Annotated in this window: 28 protein-coding genes; 10 read left to right on the top strand and 18 right to left on the bottom strand. The window is 71.5% G+C overall.

What is annotated here, in order from left to right; all coding sequences use genetic code 11:
- Nucleotides 1-116: 116 nt before the first annotated feature.
- Nucleotides 117-1325, bottom strand: coding sequence for a PucR family transcriptional regulator (locus tag ACZ63J_RS38575; RefSeq protein WP_465407087.1), 1209 nt, complete (start codon nt 1323-1325; stop codon nt 117-119).
- A gap of 353 nt (nt 1326-1678) precedes the next feature.
- Between ACZ63J_RS38575 and ACZ63J_RS38570 the strand changes: the two genes are divergently transcribed.
- Nucleotides 1679-2527 carry a helix-turn-helix transcriptional regulator gene (locus ACZ63J_RS38570; RefSeq protein WP_465407089.1) on the top strand — a complete coding sequence of 283 codons (849 nt, stop codon included), beginning with the start codon at nt 1679-1681 and terminating at the stop codon, nt 2525-2527.
- Between the two features lie 158 nt (nt 2528-2685).
- Nucleotides 2686-3327, top strand: a complete 642-nt coding sequence (locus tag ACZ63J_RS38565) for an alpha/beta fold hydrolase (protein ID WP_465407091.1) — start codon at nt 2686-2688, stop codon at nt 3325-3327.
- A 3-nt stretch (nt 3328-3330) separates the two neighbouring features.
- Here the strand turns inward: ACZ63J_RS38565 and ACZ63J_RS38560 are convergent, their stop codons facing one another.
- Together ACZ63J_RS38560 and ACZ63J_RS38555 are read right to left on the bottom strand one after the other, a co-directional pair.
- Complete coding sequence (locus tag ACZ63J_RS38560; protein ID WP_465407093.1) at nt 3331-3687, bottom strand: bleomycin resistance protein; 357 nt, start codon at nt 3685-3687, stop codon at nt 3331-3333.
- A 48-nt stretch (nt 3688-3735) separates the two neighbouring features.
- Nucleotides 3736-4539: an SDR family oxidoreductase gene (locus tag ACZ63J_RS38555; RefSeq protein ID WP_465407095.1), complete on the bottom strand. Its 804-nt coding sequence runs from the start codon at nt 4537-4539 to the stop codon at nt 3736-3738.
- A gap of 152 nt (nt 4540-4691) precedes the next feature.
- On the opposite strand from ACZ63J_RS38555, the gene ACZ63J_RS38550 reads away from it, so the two are divergent.
- Complete coding sequence (locus ACZ63J_RS38550; protein ID WP_465407097.1) at nt 4692-5744, top strand: hypothetical protein; 1053 nt, start codon at nt 4692-4694, stop codon at nt 5742-5744.
- A gap of 115 nt (nt 5745-5859) precedes the next feature.
- Here ACZ63J_RS38550 and ACZ63J_RS38545 read toward each other — a convergent pair whose 3' ends face one another.
- On the bottom strand, nt 5860-6699 hold the full coding sequence (locus ACZ63J_RS38545; RefSeq protein ID WP_465407098.1) for a helix-turn-helix transcriptional regulator: 840 nt from the start codon (nt 6697-6699) through the stop codon (nt 5860-5862).
- Nucleotides 6700-6784: 85 nt separating this feature from the next.
- On the opposite strand from ACZ63J_RS38545, the gene ACZ63J_RS38540 reads away from it, so the two are divergent.
- Nucleotides 6785-7564 carry an SDR family NAD(P)-dependent oxidoreductase gene (locus ACZ63J_RS38540; protein ID WP_465407100.1) on the top strand — a complete coding sequence of 260 codons (780 nt, stop codon included), beginning with the start codon at nt 6785-6787 and terminating at the stop codon, nt 7562-7564.
- A 209-nt stretch (nt 7565-7773) separates the two neighbouring features.
- On the opposite strand, the gene ACZ63J_RS38535 is transcribed toward ACZ63J_RS38540, so the two are convergent.
- The 3 genes from ACZ63J_RS38535 to ACZ63J_RS38525 all read right to left on the bottom strand — a co-directional run bounded on the left by ACZ63J_RS38535 (nt 7774) and on the right by ACZ63J_RS38525 (nt 8779).
- Nucleotides 7774-8097, bottom strand: a complete 324-nt coding sequence (locus ACZ63J_RS38535) for a DUF1048 domain-containing protein (protein WP_465407102.1) — start codon at nt 8095-8097, stop codon at nt 7774-7776.
- 1 nt (nt 8098) lies between these two features.
- Nucleotides 8099-8299 (bottom strand): DUF1048 domain-containing protein, encoded by a 201-nt coding sequence (locus ACZ63J_RS38530; protein WP_465407104.1) that lies wholly within the window; start codon nt 8297-8299, stop codon nt 8099-8101.
- 153 nt (nt 8300-8452) lie between these two features.
- Nucleotides 8453-8779, bottom strand: a complete 327-nt coding sequence (locus ACZ63J_RS38525) for a PadR family transcriptional regulator (protein WP_465407106.1) — start codon at nt 8777-8779, stop codon at nt 8453-8455.
- A gap of 98 nt (nt 8780-8877) precedes the next feature.
- Between ACZ63J_RS38525 and ACZ63J_RS38520 the strand changes: the two genes are divergently transcribed.
- From ACZ63J_RS38520 to ACZ63J_RS38510, 3 genes are all read left to right on the top strand, one after another.
- Nucleotides 8878-9639 carry an ABC transporter ATP-binding protein gene (locus ACZ63J_RS38520; RefSeq protein WP_465407108.1) on the top strand — a complete coding sequence of 254 codons (762 nt, stop codon included), beginning with the start codon at nt 8878-8880 and terminating at the stop codon, nt 9637-9639.
- A gap of 10 nt (nt 9640-9649) precedes the next feature.
- The gene (locus ACZ63J_RS38515; protein WP_465407110.1) at nt 9650-10411 is read left to right on the top strand and encodes an ABC transporter permease; all 762 of its coding nucleotides are present in this window, start codon (nt 9650-9652) and stop codon (nt 10409-10411) included.
- Between the two features lie 95 nt (nt 10412-10506).
- On the top strand, nt 10507-10920 hold the full coding sequence (locus tag ACZ63J_RS38510; RefSeq protein ID WP_465407112.1) for a hypothetical protein: 414 nt from the start codon (nt 10507-10509) through the stop codon (nt 10918-10920).
- 46 nt (nt 10921-10966) lie between these two features.
- Here the strand turns inward: ACZ63J_RS38510 and ACZ63J_RS38505 are convergent, their stop codons facing one another.
- Both ACZ63J_RS38505 and ACZ63J_RS38500 read right to left on the bottom strand, forming a co-directional pair.
- Nucleotides 10967-11740 (bottom strand): glycoside hydrolase family 75 protein, encoded by a 774-nt coding sequence (locus tag ACZ63J_RS38505; RefSeq protein ID WP_465407114.1) that lies wholly within the window; start codon nt 11738-11740, stop codon nt 10967-10969.
- 160 nt (nt 11741-11900) lie between these two features.
- Nucleotides 11901-12479, bottom strand: coding sequence for a TetR/AcrR family transcriptional regulator (locus ACZ63J_RS38500; protein WP_465407116.1), 579 nt, complete (start codon nt 12477-12479; stop codon nt 11901-11903).
- Between the two features lie 85 nt (nt 12480-12564).
- On the opposite strand from ACZ63J_RS38500, the gene ACZ63J_RS38495 reads away from it, so the two are divergent.
- Nucleotides 12565-13446, top strand: coding sequence for an SDR family oxidoreductase (locus ACZ63J_RS38495; protein ID WP_465407118.1), 882 nt, complete (start codon nt 12565-12567; stop codon nt 13444-13446).
- 68 nt (nt 13447-13514) lie between these two features.
- Nucleotides 13515-14978 carry an amidase gene (locus tag ACZ63J_RS38490; RefSeq protein ID WP_465407120.1) on the top strand — a complete coding sequence of 488 codons (1464 nt, stop codon included), beginning with the start codon at nt 13515-13517 and terminating at the stop codon, nt 14976-14978.
- Here the strand turns inward: ACZ63J_RS38490 and ACZ63J_RS38485 are convergent.
- From ACZ63J_RS38485 to ACZ63J_RS38475, 3 genes are read right to left on the bottom strand one after another with little or no spacing between them, the layout of a single operon-like run.
- Nucleotides 14954-15847, bottom strand: a complete 894-nt coding sequence (locus tag ACZ63J_RS38485) for an NmrA family NAD(P)-binding protein (protein ID WP_465407122.1) — start codon at nt 15845-15847, stop codon at nt 14954-14956. The genes ACZ63J_RS38490 and ACZ63J_RS38485 overlap by 25 nt on opposite strands.
- The gene (locus ACZ63J_RS38480) at nt 15844-16743 is read right to left on the bottom strand and encodes an NAD(P)H-binding protein (RefSeq protein WP_465407124.1); all 900 of its coding nucleotides are present in this window, start codon (nt 16741-16743) and stop codon (nt 15844-15846) included. Before ACZ63J_RS38480 ends, ACZ63J_RS38485 begins: the two co-directional genes overlap by 4 nt.
- Nucleotides 16740-17066, bottom strand: a complete 327-nt coding sequence (locus tag ACZ63J_RS38475; protein ID WP_465407126.1) for a putative quinol monooxygenase — start codon at nt 17064-17066, stop codon at nt 16740-16742. Before ACZ63J_RS38475 ends, ACZ63J_RS38480 begins: the two co-directional genes overlap by 4 nt.
- 75 nt (nt 17067-17141) lie before the next feature.
- On the opposite strand from ACZ63J_RS38475, the gene ACZ63J_RS38470 reads away from it, so the two are divergent.
- A complete protein-coding gene (locus ACZ63J_RS38470) occupies nt 17142-17672 on the top strand; it encodes a winged helix-turn-helix transcriptional regulator (protein WP_465407128.1) in 531 nt (176 codons plus the stop codon).
- 39 nt (nt 17673-17711) lie between these two features.
- Here the strand turns inward: ACZ63J_RS38470 and ACZ63J_RS38465 are convergent, their stop codons facing one another.
- The 6 genes from ACZ63J_RS38465 to ACZ63J_RS38440 all read right to left on the bottom strand — a co-directional run bounded on the left by ACZ63J_RS38465 (nt 17712) and on the right by ACZ63J_RS38440 (nt 23770).
- On the bottom strand, nt 17712-18827 hold the full coding sequence (locus ACZ63J_RS38465) for a GntG family PLP-dependent aldolase (RefSeq protein ID WP_465312574.1): 1116 nt from the start codon (nt 18825-18827) through the stop codon (nt 17712-17714).
- A 16-nt stretch (nt 18828-18843) separates the two neighbouring features.
- Nucleotides 18844-19029: an MbtH family protein gene (locus ACZ63J_RS38460; RefSeq protein ID WP_364522041.1), complete on the bottom strand. Its 186-nt coding sequence runs from the start codon at nt 19027-19029 to the stop codon at nt 18844-18846.
- Nucleotides 19026-20516 carry an argininosuccinate lyase gene (locus ACZ63J_RS38455; RefSeq protein WP_465407130.1) on the bottom strand — a complete coding sequence of 497 codons (1491 nt, stop codon included), beginning with the start codon at nt 20514-20516 and terminating at the stop codon, nt 19026-19028. The genes ACZ63J_RS38460 and ACZ63J_RS38455 overlap by 4 nt, the downstream gene beginning before the upstream one ends.
- A gap of 106 nt (nt 20517-20622) precedes the next feature.
- A complete protein-coding gene (locus tag ACZ63J_RS38450) occupies nt 20623-21822 on the bottom strand; it encodes an ATP-grasp domain-containing protein (protein ID WP_465407132.1) in 1200 nt (399 codons plus the stop codon).
- Entirely contained in the window at nt 21819-22841 is a 1023-nt protein-coding gene (locus tag ACZ63J_RS38445) for a pyridoxal-phosphate dependent enzyme (protein WP_465407134.1), read from the bottom strand. The genes ACZ63J_RS38450 and ACZ63J_RS38445 overlap by 4 nt, the downstream gene beginning before the upstream one ends.
- Before the next feature lie 5 nt (nt 22842-22846).
- Nucleotides 22847-23770: a GHMP family kinase ATP-binding protein gene (locus tag ACZ63J_RS38440; RefSeq protein WP_465407136.1), complete on the bottom strand. Its 924-nt coding sequence runs from the start codon at nt 23768-23770 to the stop codon at nt 22847-22849.
- Nucleotides 23771-23774 lie beyond the last annotated feature (4 nt).

The following is a 23774-nucleotide window of genomic DNA, read 5'->3' as shown; positions in this document are numbered from 1 at the left end:
GTGCGGGGCTGGGACGCCGCCGGCCGGAGTGTTACACAGATCACGCCGCCGAAAGAATGCCCCGAGTGCCTACGTTTGGCCTAGTGCCGTTGTGCACCGTGCACAGCCCGCGCCCGTCAGGGCACGCGCGGTGGCGGGAGGAACGGGAGCGCGCGGACGATCAGCGCCAGCTCCAGCGGCACTTCCCCGCCGGTGAGCCGCTGCTCGATCAGTCCCTCGATCCGGTGGATCCGGTTCAGCACCGTGTTGCGGTGGCAGTGCAGCGCCTGCCCCGAGCGTGTCGCCGACCCGCCGGTGCCCACCCAGGTCGCGAGGGTCTCCAGCAGGAGACCGCGTTCGTCCCCGCCCAGGTCCAGCAGGCCACCCAGCCGGGTCTGCAGCAGCGAATCGGTCAATTCCGGCGAGCTGAGCAGCAAGGCTTCGGGCAGGCGTTCAGCCAGGCAGACGACGCTCGTCCGCCCCGGCGGCACGGTCCGCATCGCCAGGACCGCTTGGCGGTAGGCGATGTGCACGGTGGCGAGCCCGTCGACGACCAGTGAGACGCCGGCCGCGGTGGCCAGCACGGACCCGACGGCCGTCGTGGCCTTCGCGACGTCGCGGCCGGGCAGCGAAACCAGGCCGACGAGCACGTCGGCGCGCAACTGCCAGGCCGACGCCGAGCCCAGCTTCTCGAGCGCGACACCCAGCGGTTCGACGCAGTCATCGCCCCCGGGACCCGCGGCCGCGACCACGACGTAGGGCCCGGAGATCGGCAGGCGGAGGGTACGGCCGGCCTCGTAGGCGAACCCGGCGTCGGCGGCTCGCCCCTGCAGCAGTCCCTCCCACAACGACGCACGTCGTTGCTCGTCCGCGCGCACCAGACTCCGTTCGGCCGCGTGATAGGCCTGCGCGACCTGGGCCGAGATCGCGTCGACGACCTCCCACACCCGGGTCGCGAGGTCGAGCATCGCCTCGTTGTTCACCTCTCCGGTGGCCCGAGCCTGGTCGGTCAGGGCCTGCCAGACCAGCCGCCCGCCGATCCGGAAGGACCGCAGCACGTCATCGAGCGGCAGCTGCTGCTCGGCGCGGCGGCGTCCGGTCGCGCGAGCCGCGTCGTAGAAGTCGCCGGCGTCGCCGGGGTGCCCGATGAGCTGCAGCACCCGCCGGAGGTTGTCGTGGCACGAGTGCCACAGGTCGTCCCGCGGCACGACGTCGACCAGGCGGTAGCCGGGGTTCTGGTCGCCGATCACGGAGACCAGGAGGTCGGTCAGCTCGTCGAGCCCGCGCAGCACGCTGGCCGCGAGCGACCGCGCCGTGTCGCCGCTGTCCTCCCGCACCTCGGTCATTCTCACCCACCGTCGCCGCCCGCGCAGGGGTTCGGAGCCGGCGGCCGCGCGGATCGGTCCTCGATCACGTGAGCCGGATGATCACCCTACGTCGGATGAAGGCGCTCGGCTGCTCGCCGTGGATCCACAATGGAATACGACTGGCATCACCGCTGGCGCAGCCATCGCGTTCGACCACACGGGGCTGGCGAACTCGGGCTCCGACCGCGACGGTCACCCGCCGGGTCGACGTCGGCGAGCAGAGCCGTCGTCGCCGCGCTCGACAGTCATCAGCCGGGAGCTCGCGCAAGTCCTGGCCGTCGGGGTACCAGCAGTACCTCCCTTCGCCCGCCGACAGGGCCTACCGTGACGAGATGGCCAAGATCGACCTGCGCACCGAGATCAAGGAGTTCCTGCGCTCGCGTCGCGCGCGGATCGCGCCTGAGCGGGCCGGGCTGCCTGCCTATGGGGGCAACCGGCGGGTTGAAGGGCTGCGTCGTGAAGAGGTGGCCCTCCTGGCCGGGGTGTCGGTCGACTACTACGTGCGGATGGAGCGCGGCAGCCTCGCCGGTGCCTCCGACGGGGTGCTCGACGCCCTGGCCTCGGCCCTGCAACTCGACGAGGCCGAGCGCGATCACCTGTTCCACCTCGCCCGGCAGTCCAGGGCGCCGAGCGCTCGCCGGCGGGCCAGCGTGACGGTGCGTCCGGCGCTTCAGCGGGTGCTCGACGCCGTCACCGATGCGCCGGCGTGGATTTGTAATGGGCGTTATGACGTGCTGGCCATGAATCACCTTTCTCGCGCGCTGTATTCACCGATGCTGGCCGACACACGACGGCCGGCGAACACCGCGCGGTTCGTCTATCTGGATCCCGAAGCGGCCAAACAATTCTTCGTCGACTATGACGAAATCACCAGCATTGTGGCCGCGAAGCTCCGCATGGAAGCCGGGCGCGATCCGCACGATGAGGAACTGATCGCCCTGGTCGGTGAGTTGTCGACGCGCAGTGAACTGTTTCGGCGGCGGTGGGCGACTCAGGATGTTCAGCTCCACCGGTCCGGACGCAAGCGTGTGCACCATCCGGTGGTCGGCCGGCTCGACTTGGACGTCGAGACGATGGAGCTGCCCACCGACCCCGGCTTGCACCTGAACGTCTACACCGCACCCGCGGGCACGGCAACCGCCGACGGTCTGGCCCTACTGGCGTCGTGGGTGGCCGGCTAGGTCCCTGTTGCGGTGGTGGCGATGCCGCCGTCGCTCGGGATGATCGTGCCCGTGGCCTGACTTGGCTCAAGATCGCTGATCTTGGGTAGGGTGCTGGCTGTTGAGCTGCGGTTTCGTCGTGTGAACGGCGAAATCTGCGACAAGCCGACCGCGCCGGGGTGGGGATCGAGCGGATATCCGACGCGTGGTGCGAGCTGATGGCCCGGCTCGGCTACCGGCGGTTCGGCGGCCAGGGCAGCGACTGGGGCGCGAGCATCGGTCAACGGCAACCCGATCGGGTCGCCGGCATCCATCTCATGCCGCCGCTCGCACCGCCCGATCCGGCCACGTTGGACGACCTCACCGGTGCCGAGCGGGCGGCGCTCGCGACACTGCGGGAGGCGGACGAATGGGGCTCCGGATACCCGGCGCAGCAGCCGACCCGGCCGCAGACGGCCGGCTACGGGCTGGTCGACTCGCCGGCCGCCCTCTGCGCCTGGATCGTCGAGAAGTTCTGGTCGTGGACCGACTCCGGTGGCGACCTGCATCGGGTCATTACCCGGGATGAGCTGCCCGACAACCTGATGCTCTACTGGCTGCCCGGCACCGGTGCCTCATCCGCCCGGCTGTACTGGGAAAGCCTCCGGCAGGTCAACGAATGGATCTCCGGGTCGGCCGGCGCGCCGGTGACCGTACCCACCGGCTGTTCGGTCTTCCCCAAGGAGCTGCAGCGCCCGTCTCGGCGGTGGGCGGAGCGCCGGTTCCCGAACATCCGGTACTGGAACGACGAGGTCCGGTCATTCTTCCGGCTGGTCCGCTGATGGTCACCCGGACTCGGTAAGCGGCTGGCTAAAGATCAACAAGTGCCCATCGGGTGTCCGTACGTTGAAGTCGCGCATCCCGTAGGGCCGGTCAGCCGGTGGCTCGACGATGTCGGCGCCGCGGGCGCGCAGCTCGTCGTGGCAGGAATCGACGTCGTCGACGATAACTGTCACCCTGGCCGGGCCGACGCTGCTTTCGGCGTACAGGTGGAACTCGGCGGTGTCGCGGATCACGGCCGCGTAGCTAGGTGGGGTCTCCCAGGTGAATATGGTGTCGAATCCGAGCACGTCCGTGAAGTACGACCGCGCTGCCTGCACATCTCGGCACGGCAGCACGGGAATCGCCACCCGCATGACCATCCCGTCACCTTACCCGACTTTGGCTCAAGATCGCTGATCTTGGGTAGGCTAGGTCCCTGTTGCGGTGGTGGCGATGCCGCCGTCGCTCGGGATGATCGTGCCCGTGAGGTAGGACCCCGCCCGGCTGGCCAGGAACACGGCGATGCCTGCCATGTCGTCGTCGCGGCCGAGCCGGCGCAGCGGGGCCTTCGCCGCGATCGTGTCGCCGATTGCGTCGAGCGTGGACGCCATCATGTGCGACCGGAACGGGCCTGGGGCCACCGCGTTCACCGTGACGTGCTGCGGGCCCAGTTCCCTGGCCAGCACCCTGGTGAGCTGGTGGAGTCCCGCTTTGCTGCTGGCGTACGAATAGTTCGGCGACTCGGCGACGTGGATGCCGGCGATACTCCCGATGTTGATGACCCGCGCGGGATCGTCGGCGGTGCCCGCCTTGCGAAGTGCGGGCAGCAGCGCCTGCACCAGCCAGAACGGCGACTTGAGGTTGAGGTCGAGCACCGTGTCCCAGGCCTCGGCCGGGAACGTCTCCAGCGGCTCGCGCCACATCGCTCCCGCGTTGTTGACGAGGATGTCCAGGCGTCCCGAGTCGGCCTGGACGAGATCAGCGAGGCGCTGACACTCGTCGTAGCTGGACAGGTCGGCGGGAATTGCCCGGACGTCGCCGAGTTCGGACAGCAGGTGCTGCGCCTCCGCGCACGTTTCCGCGTTGCGTGAGCTGATCACGACGCGCGCGCCCGCCTGAAGAAGACCGCGCGCTATCATCATCCCGATGCCCTTGGTGCCACCAGTGACAAGTGCGTATTTCCCGCTCAGATCGAAAAGCTCTTCGTGAGTGGTGGACTTGTTGTCCGCCATTGGTATTTGTCCTCTCTCTTTCCCAGTGCCGCTGAATTACAGACTGACAGGCGTGCTGGACGTCCGGGAGATCCTGGTGATACAGGTACCGGGAGGGCCACCTTGACCGGGCCGAGGGGACCCGGGCCGGGACCGCCGGGAATCATCTACCCATGCCGACCTCATCACCCCGGGCGCGAGTCCAGCGGACCGAACGCTGGTTCCTCCGGCGCGGGACCCCGACGATGATCGCCGGGTACGGCTTCACCGAGCACGTCCTCCCCCGGATGCTGCCCGTGCTCGTCTTCGTCACGCTGGCCAGCCTCGCCTGGCTCGTCCCGCTGAAGACGGCCGGCTCGGGCCGGTGGGTGCTGCTCGGCGTCGTCGTGGCGGTGACCCTCGCGGCATGGGTGACGATCTCCCTGTTCGTCCGGCGCCTCCCCCGCTTCTCCCGCGCCACGACCGTCGTCATCCTGGTCACCTACGCCGCGATGCCGGTCGCCGTCCCGCTGCTGCAGTTCGCCTTCGACGGCGCCATCACCCTCCCCGGCGCCCGCGCGCTGGGCGTTCTGGCCTTCCTCCTGTTCTTCGCCGTCGTCTTCGCGGCCACCTGGGTCGCCACCGTCTACGGCTTCGGCACCCTCGTGCGCCAGGGCATCAAGCAGGCGGTCACGGACCTCCGCAACAGCGTGCAGGTCCTCGGCCGGGCCTTGCCGGTCCTGCTCTTCGTCACCCTGTTCCTCTTCTTCACCGGCGAGCTGTGGCAGCTGATGAACCAGCTCGCGTGGTGGCGCCTCGCCCTGGTCGTCGCCCTCTTCGGCGCGGTCACCGTCCTCGCCGCGGCCGCCCGCCTCCGCGAAGAGATCGGCCGGGTCGAACAGGACTTCAGCCCGGCCATGCTGACCGCCGCCTGCGCCGGGACCCCGCTCGCCGCCGTCACCATCGACGGGCCCGTCCGCGCGGTCAGCCTCAACGGACGTCAGAAGCGCAACCTGCTGTTGATGCTCGCCACCCGCCAGCTCGTCCAGGCCGCGGTGATCGGTCTCGCCCTGTTCGCCTTCTTCGTCCTGCTTGGCGTGATCATCGTGACCCCGCCGCGGCCGAACAGTGGATCGGCACGACACCGGCGATCTCGCCGCTGCTGCCCGGTGTCCCGGTCGCCCTGCTCCGCAACGCCACCCTGCTCGCCGGGTTCGGCAGCATGTACTTCGCGGTCACGTCGATGAGCGACAGCGAGCACCGCAAGCAGTTCTTCGCCCCGATCATCGACGAGATCGAGCGCACCCTGGCCGTCCGGGCCGTCTACCTCACCCTCCAGGCGAACACCGCGAGCTCCTGACGCTACCCGGCGGTGATGCTCTCCGTGCCCAGCACGTTCAACAGCGCCAGCGCTTCGGCGTCGCGGGAGCCCGCCGCCGCGGTGTAGAGCACCAGGTGCTGGTCACGGTCGGTGAGCGCGAGCGAGTCGCAGTCGACGGTGACGTCCCCGACGACCGGGTGGTGGAAGGTCTTCGTGAGCATCGGCGCGGCCTGCACGTCGTGGCGCTCCCACAGGCGGGCGAACTCGGGGCTGCCGTCGCGGAGCTCCTCGACCAGGCCGGTCACCGCTGGGTCCGCCGGGTAGCGCGCGAGCGTGGCCCGCAGCGCCATGACGACGTGGTGGCGGAACTCGGCGGCGTCGGAAACGCCGTAGAGCGTGGTCGCCGGGCGCAGGAACGCGCGGCGGGCGAGGTTGCGCTCCGCCACGGGCAGCTTGCCGAAGTCCTCCATGAGCGCGGCCGCGAGGTCGTTCCACGCGAGCACCTCGAACGTCGCCGACGTCACGAACCCGGCGGTCTGCGGAAGCCGCTCGAGGAGCGTGAGGATGCTCGGCCGGACGTCGCGGCGGTGCAGCCCGGTGCGGTTGGGTGAGGTGCCCGCGAGGACGTGCAGGTGGTCCGATTCGGCGTCGGTGAGCAGCAGGGCGGCCGCGATCCCGGCGAGGACCTCGCCCGACGGCCGCGGCGCGCGGCCCTGTTCGAGGCGGACGTAGTACTCGGTGGAGATGTGCGCGAGGACGGCGACCTCCTCGCGGCGCAGCCCGGGCGTCCGGCGGCGCGGGCCCGACGGCAGCCCCGCGTCCTCCGGCCGGAGCCGCTCCCGACGGCTGCGGAGGAACGTGCCGAGCTCACGCTTGTCCATACTCCGAGTATGCGCGCCGCGCGGGGGCGCAGCCTGGTACACCCTGTGCCTGTCTCGGGCCGGCGACCGCTCCGAAACTGGAGCCATGACCACGAACACCACTGCTCTCGGCCTGCTCACGGGCAAGGTCGTCTTCATCACCGGCGCTTCCCGCGGGATCGGCGCGGCCGCGGCCCGGCTCTTCGCCCGCGAGGGCGCCGCCGTCGTGCTCGCCTCCCGCGGCGCCGACGCCCTCGACGGGATCGTCACCGAGATCCGCGGCGACGGCGGCACCGCCGACGCCGTCACCATGGACCTCGCCGACCGGGCGAGCGTGCGCGCGGCGGTCGCCCGCGTCGAGGAGCTCCACGGCCGGCTCGACGGCGCGTTCAACAACGGCGCGGCCATCCAGCGCCGGCCCGGTCCGCTCGACACGACCGACGACGAGGACGTGGACGAGCAGTTCGCGGTGAACTTCCGCGCGCACTGGACCGCGATGAACGCCGAGGCCGAGCTCATGCGCCGCACCGGCGGCGGCGCGATCGTCAACACCTCGAGTATCGGCAGCCGCCGCGCGAACCCCGCGTTGCCTGCCTACGGCGCGATGAAGCGGGCGCTCAACAGCCTCACCGAAACCGCGGCGGTGTCCTGGGCGCCGGAGGGGATCCGCGTCAACGGCATCACCCCGGGCGGCACGGCCACGGAGATGATCGACGCCTGGGAGGCCGCGACGCCCGGCGTCGTGGCGCGGATCAGCTCGTCGACCCCGCTCGGCCGGATGGCCGACCCGCACGAGATCGCCGAGGCGGCGGCGTGGCTGTTGTCGGACCGCGCGTCGTTCGTGACGGGCGCGATTCTGCCGGTTGATGGAGGCGCTGGGGCCTGAGGCGGAGGGTGCAGTGCGGCCTTCGGCGCGGGCCGGCTTGGGATCAGGCGCGTTTTTGCGGACCGGCCGCCACGGCTGGGACTCGAACGGGCCCGGCTCGATCGCGCGCCTGATCTCAGCGGTCAAATACCCATCACCTGTCCACAGTGGACGGGAAGCGGCAGATCATGATCGTCGCTCTCCGGTATCTGGGCACCTTCGTGAAGGTCCTAGCCCGCCGTGCCGGGTTTGCTGTTCAGGGACTCCTGATAGATCTCCGCGTAAGTGCGGGAATCCCTGATCAGGTCGTCACAAAAGGCAGCGACGTCGTTGCCGGTGAGTTCCAGGACTCCCTTGCCCGCCGCGACACCCTCCTCGAAGAAATCGACGATCCCGGAAAGCAGCTGCCCCTCGGACAGGTCGACCGGTCCGACCTTGAAGAAGTACTTCTGCATCTCCTTGTAGACGATCTGGTAATCCGACGGGAGCGCCTTCACCCGCGCCAGGCGCGCCCGCCATTGCTTCTTGCCCTCGATGATGTCCTGGATTCCCACGTCAGCCTCCCAGCCGGCCCAGTTTCCGCGCCACGTTCCTGTTCACCTGCTCGCGCCACCGGTCGCGGTAGCTCCGGGCCTCTTTTCCGCCGGCCAGTGCCACGCAGAAACCCTTGACGTCATCACCCAGCACGTCCTGGATGCGCTGCCCGTCCGCCGCGGTCTCTTCGAGCAGTCCCAGTGCGCCGTCGAGGATCGGCATCAGGTTGCGGCCCGTGAAGCTCCCGTACGGGAACAGATGAACCGTGATCTCCCCCCCACGCCGCCCGGAATTCGGCGGGCAGGGCTTCGGCCCTGGCCTCGAACTCCTTCCATTCCCGGGTCAGGTCACTGCCGGTCATGGTCTCCCACAGGTTCATCTGCCGCCCTCCTTGAGCTTGTCGATCCGCGAGGAGAGGTACTCCCACTTCGCCCAGAACCTCCCGAGCTCTTCGCGTCCCGCGTCGTTGAGCGCGTAGAACTTCCGCGGCGGGCCCAGTTCGGACGGTCGCTTCGTCACCTGGACGAATCCACCCTTCTCCAGTCGCAGCAAGATGGTGTAGACCGTCCCCTCGACGACGTCGGCGAAGCCGAGGTCGTTCAGCCGGCGCGTGATGGCGTACCCGTAGGTCTCCTCGTTGCCGATGATTTCCAGCACGCAGCCCTCGAGCGTGCCCTTCAGCATCTCCCTCAGGTCGTCCACCACAAGCTCCTCGGGTCTTGCCAGTACTACGTAGTACCGAGTACTACTAGATAGTATCACCGAGTAGTGGCCCCCTCAACCAGACCTCAGGAGCATCGATGACTGCACCGGCGATCCGGGTGCGCGGACTGCGGAAGTCCTACAAGACGCTCGAAGTCCTGCGCGGAGTGGACTTCGACGTGGCGCGGGGCAGCATCTTCGCCCTGCTCGGCTCCAACGGGGCCGGCAAGACCACCGTCGTGAAGATCCTCTCCACCCTGCTCAAGGCGGACGCGGGAACAGCCGGCGTCACCGGCTTCGACGTCGTCACCCACGCGGCGGACGTGCGCGCGGCGATCAGTCTCACCGGGCAATTCGCCGCCGTCGACGAGATCCTCACCGGGCGGGAGAACCTCGTGCTCATCGCGAAGCTGCGGCACCGGAAGCGTCCGGGCGAGATCGCCGACGACCTGCTCGCGCGCTTCTCGCTGACCGACGCCGCCTCGCGGAAGGTCTCGACGTACTCCGGTGGCATGCGCCGCCGCCTGGACATCGCCATGAGCCTGCTCGGCGAGCCCGCGGTGATCTTCCTCGACGAGCCGACCACCGGGCTCGACCCCGAAGCCCGCCTCGAGGTGTGGGACGCGGTGAAGGGCCTCGCCGCGCGCGGGACGACCGTGCTGCTCACCACCCAGCACCTGGACGAGGCCGAGCAACTCGCCGACCGGATCGCGATCCTGCACGAGGGCCGGATCATCGTGAACGGCACGCTCGCCGAGCTCAAGCAGCTGCTCCCACCCGCCGAGGTCGAATACGTCGAGAAGCAGCCGACCCTCGAGGACGTCTTCTTCGCCGTCGTCGGCTCTCGCCAGGAAAAGTGAGGAGACCACGATGAGCACGCACGTCCTCGGCGACACCACCGTCCTGCTCGGGCGGTCCCTGCGCCACATCACCCGCAGCCTGGACACCATCATCACCACCGCGGTCATGCCGATCGCGATGATGCTGATGTTCGTCTACGTGTTCGGCGGCGCCATCACCACCGGGTCAGGCTCGTACGTGAGCTACCTGCTGCCCGGCATCCTGCTGATCACGATCGCCTCGGGCATCGCCTACACCGCGCTGCGGCTCTTCACCGACCTGAAGAGCGGGATCTTCGAGCGGTTCCACTCCATGCCGATCGCCCGGTCGGCCGTGCTGTGGGCGCACGTGCTGACCTGGCCGGCCGCCAACCTGATCTCGCTCGTGATCGTGGTGGGTGTCGCCCTGCTCATGGGCTTCCGCTCGGACGCCGGCCCGGCGGCCTGGCTCGCGGTCACCGGCATCCTGCTGCTGTTCACCCTCGCGCTGACGTGGATCGCGGTGCTCGCCGGCCTCACCGCGAAGACGGCCGAAGGCGGGAGCGCGTTCTCCTACCCGCTCATCTTCCTGCCGTTCCTCAGCTCGGCGTTCGTGCCCACCACGACGATGCCCGGCCCGGTCCGCGCCTTCGCCGAGCACCAGCCGGTGACCTCCATCGTCAACACCGTCCGGGACCTGTTCACCGGGCACCCGATCGGCAGCGACATCTGGACCGCCCTCGCCTGGTGCGCGGGAATCCTCGTTGTCGCGTACGTCTTCGCCACCGCCGCCTACCGCCGGCGGATTTCCTAACCTCGCCTGCCGAGCAACGTCGGCACCCCCGTGGACGTCTTCACGTCGTGGGAGACGGAGATGCGCCCGTGCCGCACCGGCGGCGTCGTCGTGTTGTGGTCGTTTTGCTCGTGGCGCTCGTGGCGATGGGCGCTCTTGTCGGCATCGCGTTCCTCCCCGTGGTGGCGAACCACTTCGGCTATGCGCTGCCGGGCGAGGACGGGCTGCCCTACCGCGTGCACCACGACGGGCGTGACTACCGCAGCCACCTCACCTGTGCGGGCGCGGACTGGTGCGAGGCGGAGAAGACCGCCGCCGATCGGGCGAGGCCGTTCTGTTCGTCGCGAGCCGAACTGCGGGTGGGTCCGGACGAGTCGCTGGCCGAAGTCGACGAGGTCGGCACGTTGTTCGGGCCCTCGCACGGGGTTTACGTCATCCGGAACAACGTCACCGGCCAGGCGCCCATGGCGATCCTGGTCGAAGCGTCCGCCGGTTGTTATGTGTCGTACTCGTTGATGGGCGGGCCTTGACCGGCCACCGGATGCCGGACGCGCACCCGGTGGCCGGCGGGAGTGCTCAGATACCCATGCTGGTGCCGAGGCTGTCCAACGCCTTCTGCACCAAGGCCTGGGCGTTGGCGTTCAGGGCGGAGTTCGCGCCGTTCACGACCCAGGACGAGCCCGAGAAGATCACCACCGTCACGCCGTTGTCGACGCCGCCGGTGGTGCCGCTGCTGGGAATGCCGAGCGACGAGGCCGCCTTCACCGACGCCTCCCCCAGTTCGCGGGAGTCGTTGTCCGAAGTGGTCTGGTCGTTGCCGGTCTGGGTGTCGCCGAAGATCGCGCCGATCACCTTGCTCTTGTAGAACATCAGCGCGAACTGGCGGCCCTTGATCCCGTGCTCCTTGTAGAAGAAGTGCGGGCACGGGCTCTTGCGGTCGTAGCAGTCGTCGCCCAGCACGTAGAACGGGACGTGGTGCGCGGCCAGCTGCTTGCCGTTGCTGTCCTGGAAAGTCGTCTCGTCCTGGTGGTCGGGGTCGGAGTCGGGGTCACTGCCGTCGTCGTCGACGGCCAGGCCCGAGCTGTACGCGTACACACCCGACGACACCTGGAACACGTTGACGTTCTGGGACCGCGTCATGGTGTTGATGTGGGGCTTGGAGTTGACCTTGTTCGCGGTGGTGCTGTTCTTCTTGACGCCGGCCAGCACCTCGGCCGCCGTGTACGTCTTGTCTGCCGTGGCCGGGGAAGCCGTGGTCGTGGCCGCGTCGGCGGCCTTCACACCGAGCGGCGGCGCGATGAGCGTCAGAGCCGCGGCGGCTACCACGGCGAAGCGCTTGCGGGATGACATGGGCGGGGGCCCTCCGTCGTTAGTTAGGAAAGTTACCTAACAGAGGGAACCACTTGTGACACCGGTCACGTGAAAATTTTACCAACATTTTGGAGAAATGTTCCGCTCGCCGGGGCATGCCCGGGCAAAAACCCCTTGCCCGACCGGAAAAGGTGGATGCTCAGCCCAGCGACGCACTCGCCGCGCGCAGCTCGTCGAGCGCCCGGAGGAGGTGGACGGCGAACCCGTCTTCGGAGACCCGGTCGCCGTCGGCCCACTCGACGTACCCCCGCTTGAAGGCGAGGACGCCGAGCTCGCCGGCCAGCGCGGCGGTTGCGTCGGGCACCCCCCGGGCGACGAGGGCGGCGGTCATGGCGGCCGCCAGGCTGACGCTCTTCAGGGCGTCACGCTCCTGGAGCTCGGCGCTGGCGGCGACGGCCGCCTTCAGCCGCGGGGCGATCTCGCGGTTCATCGGGCCCATCGCGGTCGACGCGCGGACGAGGCCGGCGGCGACCGCGTCCAGCGGGCTCGCGTCGCCGGGCGCTTCGGCGATGCCCTCGCTCAGCAGCCGGCTCAGCGTCTCCTGGCCGGCGACCAGCAGCTCACGCTTGTCGGGGAAGTGCCGGAAGAACGTGCTCTTGGTGAGCCCGGCGCGCTCGGCGATCTGCGCGACCGTAGTGGCGTCGTAGCCCTGCTCGGCGAACAGGTCGACGGCCGCCATGACGAGGCGTTCGCGCGCTCCCGGTTCCCATCGGCCCATGCGTCCATCTTAAGCGATAAGACTCTTGTCCCATCACTCTGGTACCGTGACGAGACAAGAGTCCCATCACTCGCGGGAGCGTTCCATGCACGTGTTCATCACCGGCGGCACCGGCCTGATCGGCTCCGCCGTCGTCGCCGAACTCCTCGGCAACGGCCACACCGTCCTCGCCCTCGCACGCTCCGACGCCTCGGCACAGGCCGCCGAAGCGGCCGGCGCCGAGCCCATCCGGGGCGGCCTCGCCGACCTCGACGTCCTGCGCGCCGGCGCCGGCCAGGCCGACGGGGTGATCCACCTGGCCTTCGCCAACGACTTCAGCAGCCCCGAGGCGCTGGCGAACGCCGTCGCCGAGGAAAGCGCCGCCCTCGCCACCCTCGGCGAGGCCCTCGCCGGCAGTGACCGCCCCTTCGTCACCTGCTCGGGGACGCCCGCCGCCCCGGGCCGCGCCGCCACCGAAGCCGACCCGATTCCCACCGACGGACCGGTCGGGGGCCGCGGCCGTGCAGTGCAGGGAGTGCTCGACCTGGCTTCGCGCGGGGTCCGGAGCTCGGCCGTGCGCCTCCCCCGGACGGTCCACAACAACGGCGCCGGCGGGTTCGCCGGCGTGCTGACCGGGATCGCGCGGCAGAGCGGGGTGTCCGGCTACCCGGGCGACGGAACGCAGCGCTGGCCGGCCGTGCACGCGCTCGACGCCGCGGTCCTGTTCCGGCTCGCGCTGGAGGGGGCGGAAGCCGGCACGTCCTGGCACGCCGTGGACGACGAGGGCGACCAGGTGCGTGACATCGCCGCCGTCATCGGCCGACGGCTGGGGGTGCCCGTCGAGTCCGTGCCCGCGGAGAGCTTCGGCGCCCTCGGCGTGATCTTCGCGGCCGACCAGCCCGCGTCGAGCGCCCACACGCGGCAGGCGCTCGGCTGGGAGCCGAAGCACCCGAACCTGCTGGCGGATCTGGAGAACATCCGGCCCTGAAAGTGGCCCGTCCCCGTTGCGCGAAAAGAAATTTCGTGTCCTCTGTGGAGGGCCGCTAGCTTCAAATCATGGAATGGAGCTATCGGACGGCCGAAGAACTCGTTGCCGCGATGCGTGCCGGTGAAGTGTCCTCGGCGGAGCTGACCGACGAGGCGATCACCCGCATCGAGCGGGACGACGAGGTGACCAACACGATCTGCGTGCCGGACTTCGACCGCGCGCGGGCCGCCGCACAGCAGGCGGACCAGGCCCGCGCCCGCGGTGAGGACCGGCCGCTGCTCGGCGTTCCGATGACGGTCAAGGAGTCCTACGACATGGCCGGGCTGCCCACGACCTGGGGCATGCCCCAGCATCGGGACTACCTGCCGGCCGAGGACGCGGTGCAGGTGTCGCGAATCAAGGCCGCGGGCGCGGTGGTGCTGGGCAAGACCAACGTTCCGTTGGGGCTGCAGGACATCCAGAGCTTCAACGAGATCTACGGCACCACCGCCAACCCGTGGGACCACGACCGCACGGCGGGCGGCTCCTCCGGCGGGTCGGCGGCGGCCCTGGCGTCCGGGTTCGGCGCACTGTCGATCGGCTCCGACCTCGCCGGGTCGCTGCGCACCCCCGCGCACTTCTGCGGCGTCTACGCGCACAAGCCGACGCTCGGGCTGGCGGCGCCGCGCGGCATGGTCGCGCCGCCGGCACCGGCGTTGCCGGTCGACCTCGACCTCGCCGTTGTCGGTCCGATGGCACGGTCGGCCCGCGACCTGACGCTCCTGCTCGACGTCATGGCCGGACCGGACCCGCTGACGCTGGGCGTGGCGCACCGGCTGGCGCTGCCGCCGGCCCGCCACGAGCGGCTGTCCGGCTTCCGGGTCCTCGTCATCGACGACCATCCGCTCATCCCGACCGGGTCCGCCGTGCGGGCGGGCGTCAACCGGGTGGCCGAGGCGCTCGCCGGCGGCGGCGCCCGCGTCGAACGGCACAGTCCGCTGCTGCCCGATCTGACCGAGGCAGCGACGCTCTACATGCAGCTGCTGATTTCGGGCGCCACCGCGCGGTTTCCCATCGCATCGCTCGAGCGGTTGCGGGCCCGCGCGACCGGGCTCGACGCCGTGCGGCTGCGCGCCATGGAGTTCAGCCACGCCGACTGGCTCGAGGCCAACCACCGCCGCGAAGTCCACCGCCACGGCTGGCGGCAGCTGTTCGCCGAGTTCGACGTCGTGGTGTGCCCGATCACGCCGACCCCCGCGTTCCCGCACGACCACCACCCGAACCCGATGGAACGGCGGATCGACGTCGACGGCGTCGAGTACCCGTACTTCGACCAGCTCGTCTGGGCCGGGCTGGCGACCATGCCCGGCCTGCCCGCCACCGCCGTGCCCGCGGGCCGCTCCCCCGAGGGCCTGCCGGTCGGGGTCCAGCTCATCGGCCCTATGTCCGAGGACCGGACGCCGTTGCGGCTGGCCGAGCTGCTCGAGCGGGAGATCGGCGGCTTCCGGCCGCCTGCGGCTCGCGACCGTCAGGACGCGAACCCCGTGAGATAGTCGGCCAGCAGCCGGGGTTTCCGGCCCGTGAGGTGTTCGAAGCGGCCGGGCTCGACGGCCATCGTCGGGCCCGCCGCGGCCACCAGCGCGCCGACCGCCGGGATGTGGGCCGCCATCTCGCGGGTGATCAGCGGGTGGTCGGCACCCTCCAGCTCGCGTCGCCACGTCGGCGCGTCCACCGGCTCGAAGCGCACCGGCCGCCCCAGGACCGAGGTCAGGGCCGAGGCGATCTCCGGGTGGCTCACCGTTTCCGTGCCGCCGACCGGCACCACCGGGCCGTCGAACACAACGGGCCGCAGCAACGCGGTCAGGGCCAGCTCGGCCGCGTCCGCGCCGCTGATCCACGTCACCGGACCGGGGCCGAACGAGTTGCGGATGACGCCGTCGGCGGCGACCGTGCCGCCGTGCAGCAGGCCGAGATTCTCGTGGAACAGCGCCATCACCTTCAGCACCAGCAGGTCGATCCCGGCCCACTGCAGGACCTGCTCGGCGAGCCACTGGCTGCGGCCGACCGGGCTCGGGCTGCCCGGCTGCGCGGGCGCCATCGACATCATCACCGTCCGAAGTGGACCGGAGCGGCTCCGGGCCGCCTGTGCCCAGCTCGCCGCGGCCGTGATCACGCTCGCTTCGAGCGGGTAGGTGAAGTAGGCCTGGGTGACACCGTCGAGCGCGGGCACGAGGGTCCGGAAGTCGAGCAGGTCGCCGACGACCACCTCCACGCCCGCGGCCGCGAACTGCCGCGTCGTCTCGGATTCGCGTCGGACCAGGATGCGGACGGGGACGTCGTGCGCAAGCAGGCCGCGGACGAGGTGTGCGCCGGTGCCGCCGTGCCGGCCGCCGGCGCCGGTCACCAGGATCGGGCCGGTCACTTCGCCGCCACGAAGTGGGGCCCGCTGGTCTCGAAGTCCGCGCGGCGGTCCCGGACGAACTCTTCGACCGACAGCGGCACCCGGCCGCCGATCTTCTCGACGACGGTGTTGGTGCCGGCGAAGATCCCGTTCCGGTAGTCGACGGCGACGTTGCTCAGGTGCTGCACCAGGTGCGCGGGCAGCCCGCGCGCGCTCATGGCCGACGCGAACTCCTCGACGCTGATCGGCTCGTAGTGCACCGGGATGCCGAGCGTCTCAGCCATGGCGGCCGCGATGGCGTGGTGGTCGAGCTCGACCGGGCCGTGCAGGGTGTAAGCCGCGCGGTCGTGCGGTTCCGGCTCGCGCAGGACGGCCGCGATGACGTGGGCCTGGTCGCTCGCCGCGATGGGGGCGTGCCGGCCGTCGCCGAACGGGAGGCGCAGGTAACCCTCGCCGTCGCGGCGTTCCCACCACGTCGTGAGCCACTCGGCGAAGAACGTCGGCCGCAGGTGCGTGGTGAGCAGGCCGGTGCGGTCCAGGACCCGTTCGGCGAGCCAGTGCTGGCGGGCGGCGTTGCTGCCGGCGTCGCGGCGTGCGGAGATCTGCGACATCGTCACCACCGACCGGACGCCGGTCTCGGTCGCTGCCTGCGCGAAAGTCACGGTCGCGTCGAGCAGGCCGGGCCGGATCGGGTAGCAGAAGTACGCGCCGCTCACTCCGGTCAGCGCGGTGGTGACGGCGTCGAGGTCGAGGAGGTCGCCCACCACCACCTCGGCCCCGGCTGCGGCCAGGGCGCGGGAGCGTTCGTCCTCGCGGTGGACCAGCGCGCGCACGCGGTGCCCCTGGGCCAGCAGCTGCTCGACCGTGCCGCGGCCGGTCTTGCCCGCCGCCGCGGTGACCAGGAAGAGCCGGGTCATTTCGCCACTCCCGCCGGGTCGCCGACGAGAGTGCCCTTCATCAACCACGTCGGTCCTTCGGCGTAGGCGCCGGCCTCGGCGAAGAACGTGGCGAAGGAGGGACCTTCGGCGTGGGCGGCGAACGCCTCGGCGTCGGCGTAGACCTCGTTGAGGTAGTAGACGTCGGGGTTCTCCGCGTCCGCGATGACCTCGAACCGGAGTGAGCCCGGCTCGTGCGCGAGCGAGTCGCGCGCGACGGTCCGGGCCGCCCGGACGAAGTCGTCGTGGTGCTCCGGCGGGACGGTGAACGACACCAGGAACTGGTACATCGCAGTGGCCTCCACAGGGGGTAGTTCATTCACTGAACCGACCGTAGCACAGCCAGTTCACTGAACGAACTACCGAGGTAGACTGGCCGCATGGCCCTCCCCAGCACCTACGCCGAGCGCAACTGCTCGATCGCCCGCTCCCTGGAGGTGATCGGCGAGCGGTGGACGCTGCTGATCATCCGCGACGCCTTCTTCGGCGTCCGCCGGTTCGGCGACTTCGCGACCCAGCTCGGCATCCCCCGCGCCGTGCTGACCAGCCGTCTGAAGTCCCTGGTGCAGGAGGGCGTGTTCGTGCGCGAAGACGACGGCGCCGGCGTGGTCGAGTACCGGCTGAGCGACCGCGGCGTCGCGCTCTGGCCGGTGGTGCGCGCGCTGATGCACTGGGGCGACGAGGCGTATTCGCCGTCCGGCGCGAAGCGCGTCCTGCGCCACGAAGCCGACGGCGGGCTGATCGACGGGCAGAGCCGGTGCGGCGCCTGCGGCGCGGACGTCCCGGTGGCGGAGACGGTGATCGAGCCGGGCCCGGGGTACGACCCGGCGGCCGGGGTCCCGGACCCCGTGTCCACCGCGATGAACCGGCCGCGACGGCTGCTCGAACCGATCACCATCGCCGGGCGGTGACCGGGGCCGGGGCGGGGTGGCCGCCCCGGCCCGGAGCGCTCACCGCACCAGGGCGTCGTGCCCCAGGAGGTCGCCGAACACCGAGACCGCGCGGTCCACCGCGTCGTCGTCGACGCCCGCGTGGGTCACCGCGCGGATCTTGTCCGTGCCCAGCTCCTCCACCCGGATCCCCCGCCGCCGGGCCGCCTCGATCAGCGTCCGGGTCGTGTAGCGGTCGTCGCGGACCTTGAAGAACACCATGTTCGTCAGCGGCGGCCCCGGGTCGAGGCGGACGCCAGGGATGCGCGACAGGCCGCGGGCCAGGCGCGCCGCGCGGGCGTGGTCGTCGGCCAGGCGCTCGGTCATGTCCGTCAGCGCGACGATGCCGCAGGCCGCGATCATCCCGGCCTGGCGCATGCCGCCTCCGAGCATCTTGCGCATCCGCCGCGCCGCCGCGATCGTCACGCGGTCGCCGACCAGCACCGACCCGATCGGCGCGCACAGGCCCTTGGACAGGCAGATCTGCACGGTGTCCGCGTGCTTGGCCACCTCCGCCGCGCTGACGCCGAGCGCCACGGCGGCGTTGAACAGCCGGGCGCCGTCGAGGTGCAGGGCGACGCCGTGCGAGCGGATCAGCCGGGACACCTCGCTGAGGTAGTCCAGCTGCAGGGGCAGGCCGCCACACCGGTTCTGCGGCGTCTCCAGGCTGAGCACGGCCGGCGGCGCGATCTGCGGGTCGCTGCGGTCGACCGCGCACGCCTCCGCGATCGCGGCCGGGTCGATCGTGCCGTCGGGCAGGTTCGGCAGCGGGTCGTAGACGATGCCGCCGCACAGGGACGCGCCGCCGGCTTCGTAGACGTACACGTCGGACTCGTGCCCGACGATCGCCTTGCCGCCGCGCGGGCAGTGCGCGAGCAGCGCGGTCAGGTTCGCCATGGTGCCGCTCGGCATCAGGCAGCCGGCCTGCTTGCCGAGCAGCTCGGCGGCGAGCTGTTCGAGGCGGTCCACGGTGGGGTCCTCGCCGTAGACGTCGTCGCCGAGCGGGGCGCGCGCGGCGGCCTCCAGCATCGTCGGCGTGGGCAGGGTGAAGGTGTCACTGCGGAGTTCGACGTAGGTGTCCTGGGTGGACGCGCTCTCCGGGCGGAGGGTCGCGAGGTCGTCGGCGAACGTGGTCACAGGAGGCTCCTCGAGGTCAGCGGGTGGCCATGCGTTCGCGGAGGCTCCGCGGGCGCATGTCGGTCCAGACGGTGTCGATGTGCGCGAGGCACTCCTCGCGGCTGCCGGTGACGCCGGCGCTCAGCCAGCCCGGCGGCAGGTCCCGGCCGGCGGGCCAGATCGAGTACTGGTCTTCGTCGTTGCGGACGACGGTGAAGGTCATGGGAGGCTCCGGGGGTCGGCGAGGGATCGGACGGCGTCGTCGAGGCCGACTTCGGCCTGGCTCCAGCGCCAGCGGCGTTCCTCGGCCGCGGCGCGGATCCGGGCGAACCCCGTCTCGGCTTCGGTGACGGCGGCGAGCACGGACGCCCGCGCCGGGCCGCCGCCGTGGGCCGCGTGCTGGGCGACCTCGGCGGGGTCGAGCGCGGCGAGGACGTGCGCGGGCTGCCCGGCCAGCCGGACGCGGGCGACGTCGTGCAGCGGGACGCCCTCGGCCAGCGCTTCCTTCGCGATGGCCCCGACCTCGTGGTGGGCCTGCCGGAACGGGACGCCGGCGTCGACGAGCCGTTCGGCCAGGTGGGTGGCCGCGGTCTGGCCGTCGACCGCGCGCTCGTACATCCGCTCCGGCACCGGCTCGGCGCCCTCGACCACCAGCCGCAGCAGGACAACGGCGTCGGTCGCCGCCTCGAGCGCCGACCACGCCGGGGCGACGGCTTCGGTGCCGACGGCGATGGCGTTGGTGAAGCGGGCGGTGGCCATGGCGCTCGCCGACGCGGTGAACGCGCCGAGCGGGGCCAGCGCCCGGCCCTGGACGTGTTCGAGCAGGAACGGGTTGCGCTTCTGCGGCATCATCGAGCTGGACCCGACGACGTCGTCGGCGAGCCGCAGCAGCCCGGCCTCGGCGCTGGTCCACGCCTGCAGGTCGTGCGAGACGCGGCAGAGCAGCACCCCGAGGACCGTGGCCGCGGAAAGCTGGCGCAGCACCAGGTCCCGCGACGCGACGGCGTGCAGCGAGTTCGGGATCGCCGTGGCGAAGCCGAGCAGCGCGGTGGTGCGCTGCGGGTCGACCGGCAGCGACGTGCCGCCGACCGCGCCCGCGCCGAGCGGGTTCTGGTCGATCTCGGCGCCGGCCTGCCAGACACCTTCGACGTCGCGCACGAGCGCGCCCGCGACGCCCGCGAGGTAGTGGCCGTAGGTGATCGGGACGGCGGGCTGGTGGTGGGTGTAGGCGGGCATGGTGACCCCGGCCCAGCGCCGGGCCCGCTCCAGCAGGGCGCGGCCGAGCGCGTCGGACTCGGCGAGCAGGCGCTCGTGCGGCTCACGCAGCCGCAGCCGCACGACGGTGGCGTTGAGGTCGTTGCGGGAACGTCCACTGTGGAGGATCCCGCCGACCTCGGCGCCGAGGGTGCCGATGAGGTGGGACTCGTAGGCGAGGTAACGGCCGCGGGGCGCGGGGACGTCGTGCAGCGGCGCGAAGCCTTGCCGCCGAAGGCTTTCGATGCCGCGCAGCAGTTCACCGGCCCGTGCCCGGTCGACGATGCCGCGTTCGGCGAGCATGACGACGTGGGCGCGGTCGACCTGGCTGATGAGCCCGAGCTCGGCCGCGACCGGGTCGGGCGCGGGGGCGGTGTCGCGGTCGAAGAGGATCTCCCGGGCCGCGGCGGAGACGGGGCTGGTGAGCCGGCCGGTTCCGCCTGGGGCGATGGTCATCGAGGTGCTCCTTCCGGGGTGTCCGGGTGGGGTTCGGGGCGGTCTTCGTCCCGTTCTTCGTGGGCGCGGTCGGTCTGCGCCACGGTGGCGATGAGGAACCGCAGGGTCATCGGGTCTCTCCTCTCGACGCGGGCACCAACGCCGCGCGCAGCCGGTCCAGCCCGGCCACCGCCGCCGCACGGGCGCCGCGAGGGCGATCGGCCACGGCCAGGACGTGCCCCGCGCGGTCGCGGTAGTCGCGGGCCGGCCGCACGAGCGTGCCGTCGGGCCGGTACAGCCGGGCTTCGACGACTCCCGGCACGGTGGCTGCCTTCGCCACCGCGTCACCGGCCGAAAGCACCGAGGTCGCTGTGGCCGTGAGGAAGCGCAGCGACGCGCAGGCCCGCCGCGTCGGGCGCAGGTTCGGCGGCAGCCCGAGCACTGCGGCGAGCTGAGCCGCGACCAGGTCGACACCCGTGGCCGCGCGGACCAGCTCCGGGATCATGCCGCCCGCCGGGCGCGGGTTGACCTCCATCAGCCGCGGCCCGCCGGGGGTCAGCCGGATCTCGACGTGCGCCGCGCCGAAGCCGAGGCCCAGCGCGGTCACCGCCGCCCGGGCCGTGTCCGCCAGCTCAGCCTCGTCCGACGGCGGCAGCGCGGCCGGGACGTCGTGGCCGACCTCGACGAAGAACGGCGCCGGCCCGAGGTGCTTGCGCACCACCGCCACCACGACCTCGCCGAACAGCTCCACGGAGTACTCCGGCCCGCTGGCGTACGGCTCGACCAGCACCTGCGGTGGCACCGGCAGCCCGCGTTCGTTGTGGGTCACCGAAAGCAGCGCCGCCGCCTGGGACGCGACGGCGTCGGGCGTCTCGCACCGCAGCACTCCGACGCTGCCCGAGCCCTCGGCCGGCTTGAGCACCACCGGGAACTCGACCGCCGCCGCGACGGCCGCCTCGACCGACGTCGCCACCGTGCACGGAGCCCCGAGGACCGCGCGCTGGTGCGCCTTGTTCCGTGACTCCGTCACGGCCACCGGATCCGGCCCCGGCAAGCCGAGCTTCGCCGCGATCCGCGCCGCGACCGGGATGAAGTACTCCGAGCTGCTCGTCACCCCGGCCGGCTCGCCGATGTCCGAATCCAGCACCGCGCACGCGTCCGCGGTGTCGCACCGGACGACGCGGACGCCGTCCTCGGCCGCGTACGGGTAGCGCGCCGGGTCGGCCGCGGCCAGCACCGGCTCGAACCCGAGCGAACGGGCCTGCCGCGCGAACAACCGCCCGGTGCCGGTCGTGTTGCTCTCCACGAGCAGCAGCGTGGGCGTCACGACGCGTCGGCCAGCGAGCGCCGGCCCCAGTTCAGCCACGTCCACGAGCCGCCCGGCTCGGCGGGCGCGACGACCTCGTACGGCTCGGCCGCACCGGCGTGCGCCAGCCCCTGCGCACGCAGCCACTCGTCGGAGTAGACCGTGTCCTGGTAGCGGTAGCCCTCGTCCGGCAGGAGCGCGACGACCGTGGCGTCCGGGTTCCGGCGCGAGAACCAGTCGGCGACCTTGAACGACGCGCCGCTGGTCGGGCCCATGAACAGGCAGTGCCGGGCGTACAGGTCGCGCGTCGCGGCGAACGCTTCGGCCGCGCCGATCCAGTGCACCTGGTCGTAGCTTTCGTGGGAGACGTTGGGCGGCACCAGGCTGTTGCCGAGCCCGCGCAGCACCCGCGGCCCGTCTTCCTGGCCGAAGATGGCGCTGCGCTGGGTGTCGACGCCGACGAGCGTCATCTCCGGCACCAGCATCCGCAGGAACGAGCTCGTCCCGGACGTCGAGCCGCCGGAGCCGACCGCGCCGACCAGGCAGTCCGGGACGCCGATCGTCTCGGCGAGCTGCTCGGCCACCAGCGCGTACGAGCGCGGGTTGTCGGGATTGCTGTACTGGCCGGGTACCCAGTGGTTCGGGTACTCGGCACGCAGCTCTTCGAGACGGTCCAAGCGGGCGCGCTGGTAGCCGCCGACCGGGCTGGGCGTCGGGCAGATCTCGACGCGGGCACCGAGGTGTTCGAGACGGCGCTTGAGCGGTGCGTCGATCGCCGGGTCGCCGACGATCGTGAGCGGGTAGCCGCGCAGCCGGCAGACCATCGCGAGGCCGAGGCCGAAGGTGCCCGACGACGTCTCGAGCACGGTCGTGCCGGGACCGACTTCACCGCGTTCTTCGGCGCGGTCGAGCATGAACCGGGCGGGCAGCAGCTTCATCAGGCCGAAGGCGGCGACGTGGAAGTTGGGCCGGATGCGGATGATCCGGGGCAGCTCGGTCGCCTCCACGACGGACCGGCTGACGGGTGCGGCAAGGGTCATCGGACTCACCTCTCGGTTTCGAACTGCCAGGTCTCGGTCACGTCGAGCCGCGTCGCGGCGAACTCCAGCCGCGCCGGGGTTTCGGCGTCGGTAGCGTCGAAGAGCAGGCCGGCGACGTCGCCGCTGTGGGCGACCTGCACGCCGGCGGCCCCGGCGGCGCGGGCGACCGCGAGGATGTCGTCCAGCCCGGGGACGGGCAGGTGCCGCTGGTTGAGCAGGGTGCTGGCGGTGGCGACGCGGCCGAGCAGGCCCGCGTCGCCGTCGCGCACGGCCCGCCGGAGCAGGCCGCGCAACGGCCGGAACGCCTCGATCTCCCACGACGTGTAGCGCGCCGGGGTGAGTTCGAGGGTGTCGACGCCGCGGCCGCCCGGGCTGGTCCCGAACCCCAGCACGGCCAACGGCATCAGCTCGCCGAGGTCTTCGATGGGCTCGCCTTCGCGGTGGGCGAAGACGACCGCCCGGCCGCCGTACATCAGCGAGTCAGACGCGGTTTCGGCTTCGACGGCCAGCGCGCCGACCTCGGCCGGGGACAGCCGCCGGCCGGTCGCGGCGAGGACCGCGCCGATCGCCGACGTGACGTCCGCGGTCGAGGAGCCGAAGCCGCGGCACAGCGGGATGTCGCTGGTGATGTCGAGCAGGCCGCCGGGGACCGGGTGCCCGAGCCGGGCCAGGGTGAGGTCCGCGGCGCGGCGGGCCTTGGTGCGCCACGCGGGACGCACCGTCGTGCCGTCGTCGTCGGTGGGCAGGAAGGTGGCGCGGGTGCTGTAGAGCGGGCACGGCAGCGTCACCAGGCCGCGGCGCAGCCGGCCGCCGGCGACGAAGACCCCTTGCAGGATTTCGCCGTGGTGGGCGTCGACGCGGAAGCTGCCCGCCCGCGGGTCGGTGACGGTGGCGGGGGCCGGTGCGGCGACCGCGAGGTCTTCGGTCATGGCG

The sequence above is a fragment of the Amycolatopsis sp. NPDC104863 genome, from assembly GCF_055582965.1.
The sequence above is the reverse complement of the archived record's forward strand: the minus strand, read 5'-3'. Positions and strand labels throughout refer to the sequence as shown.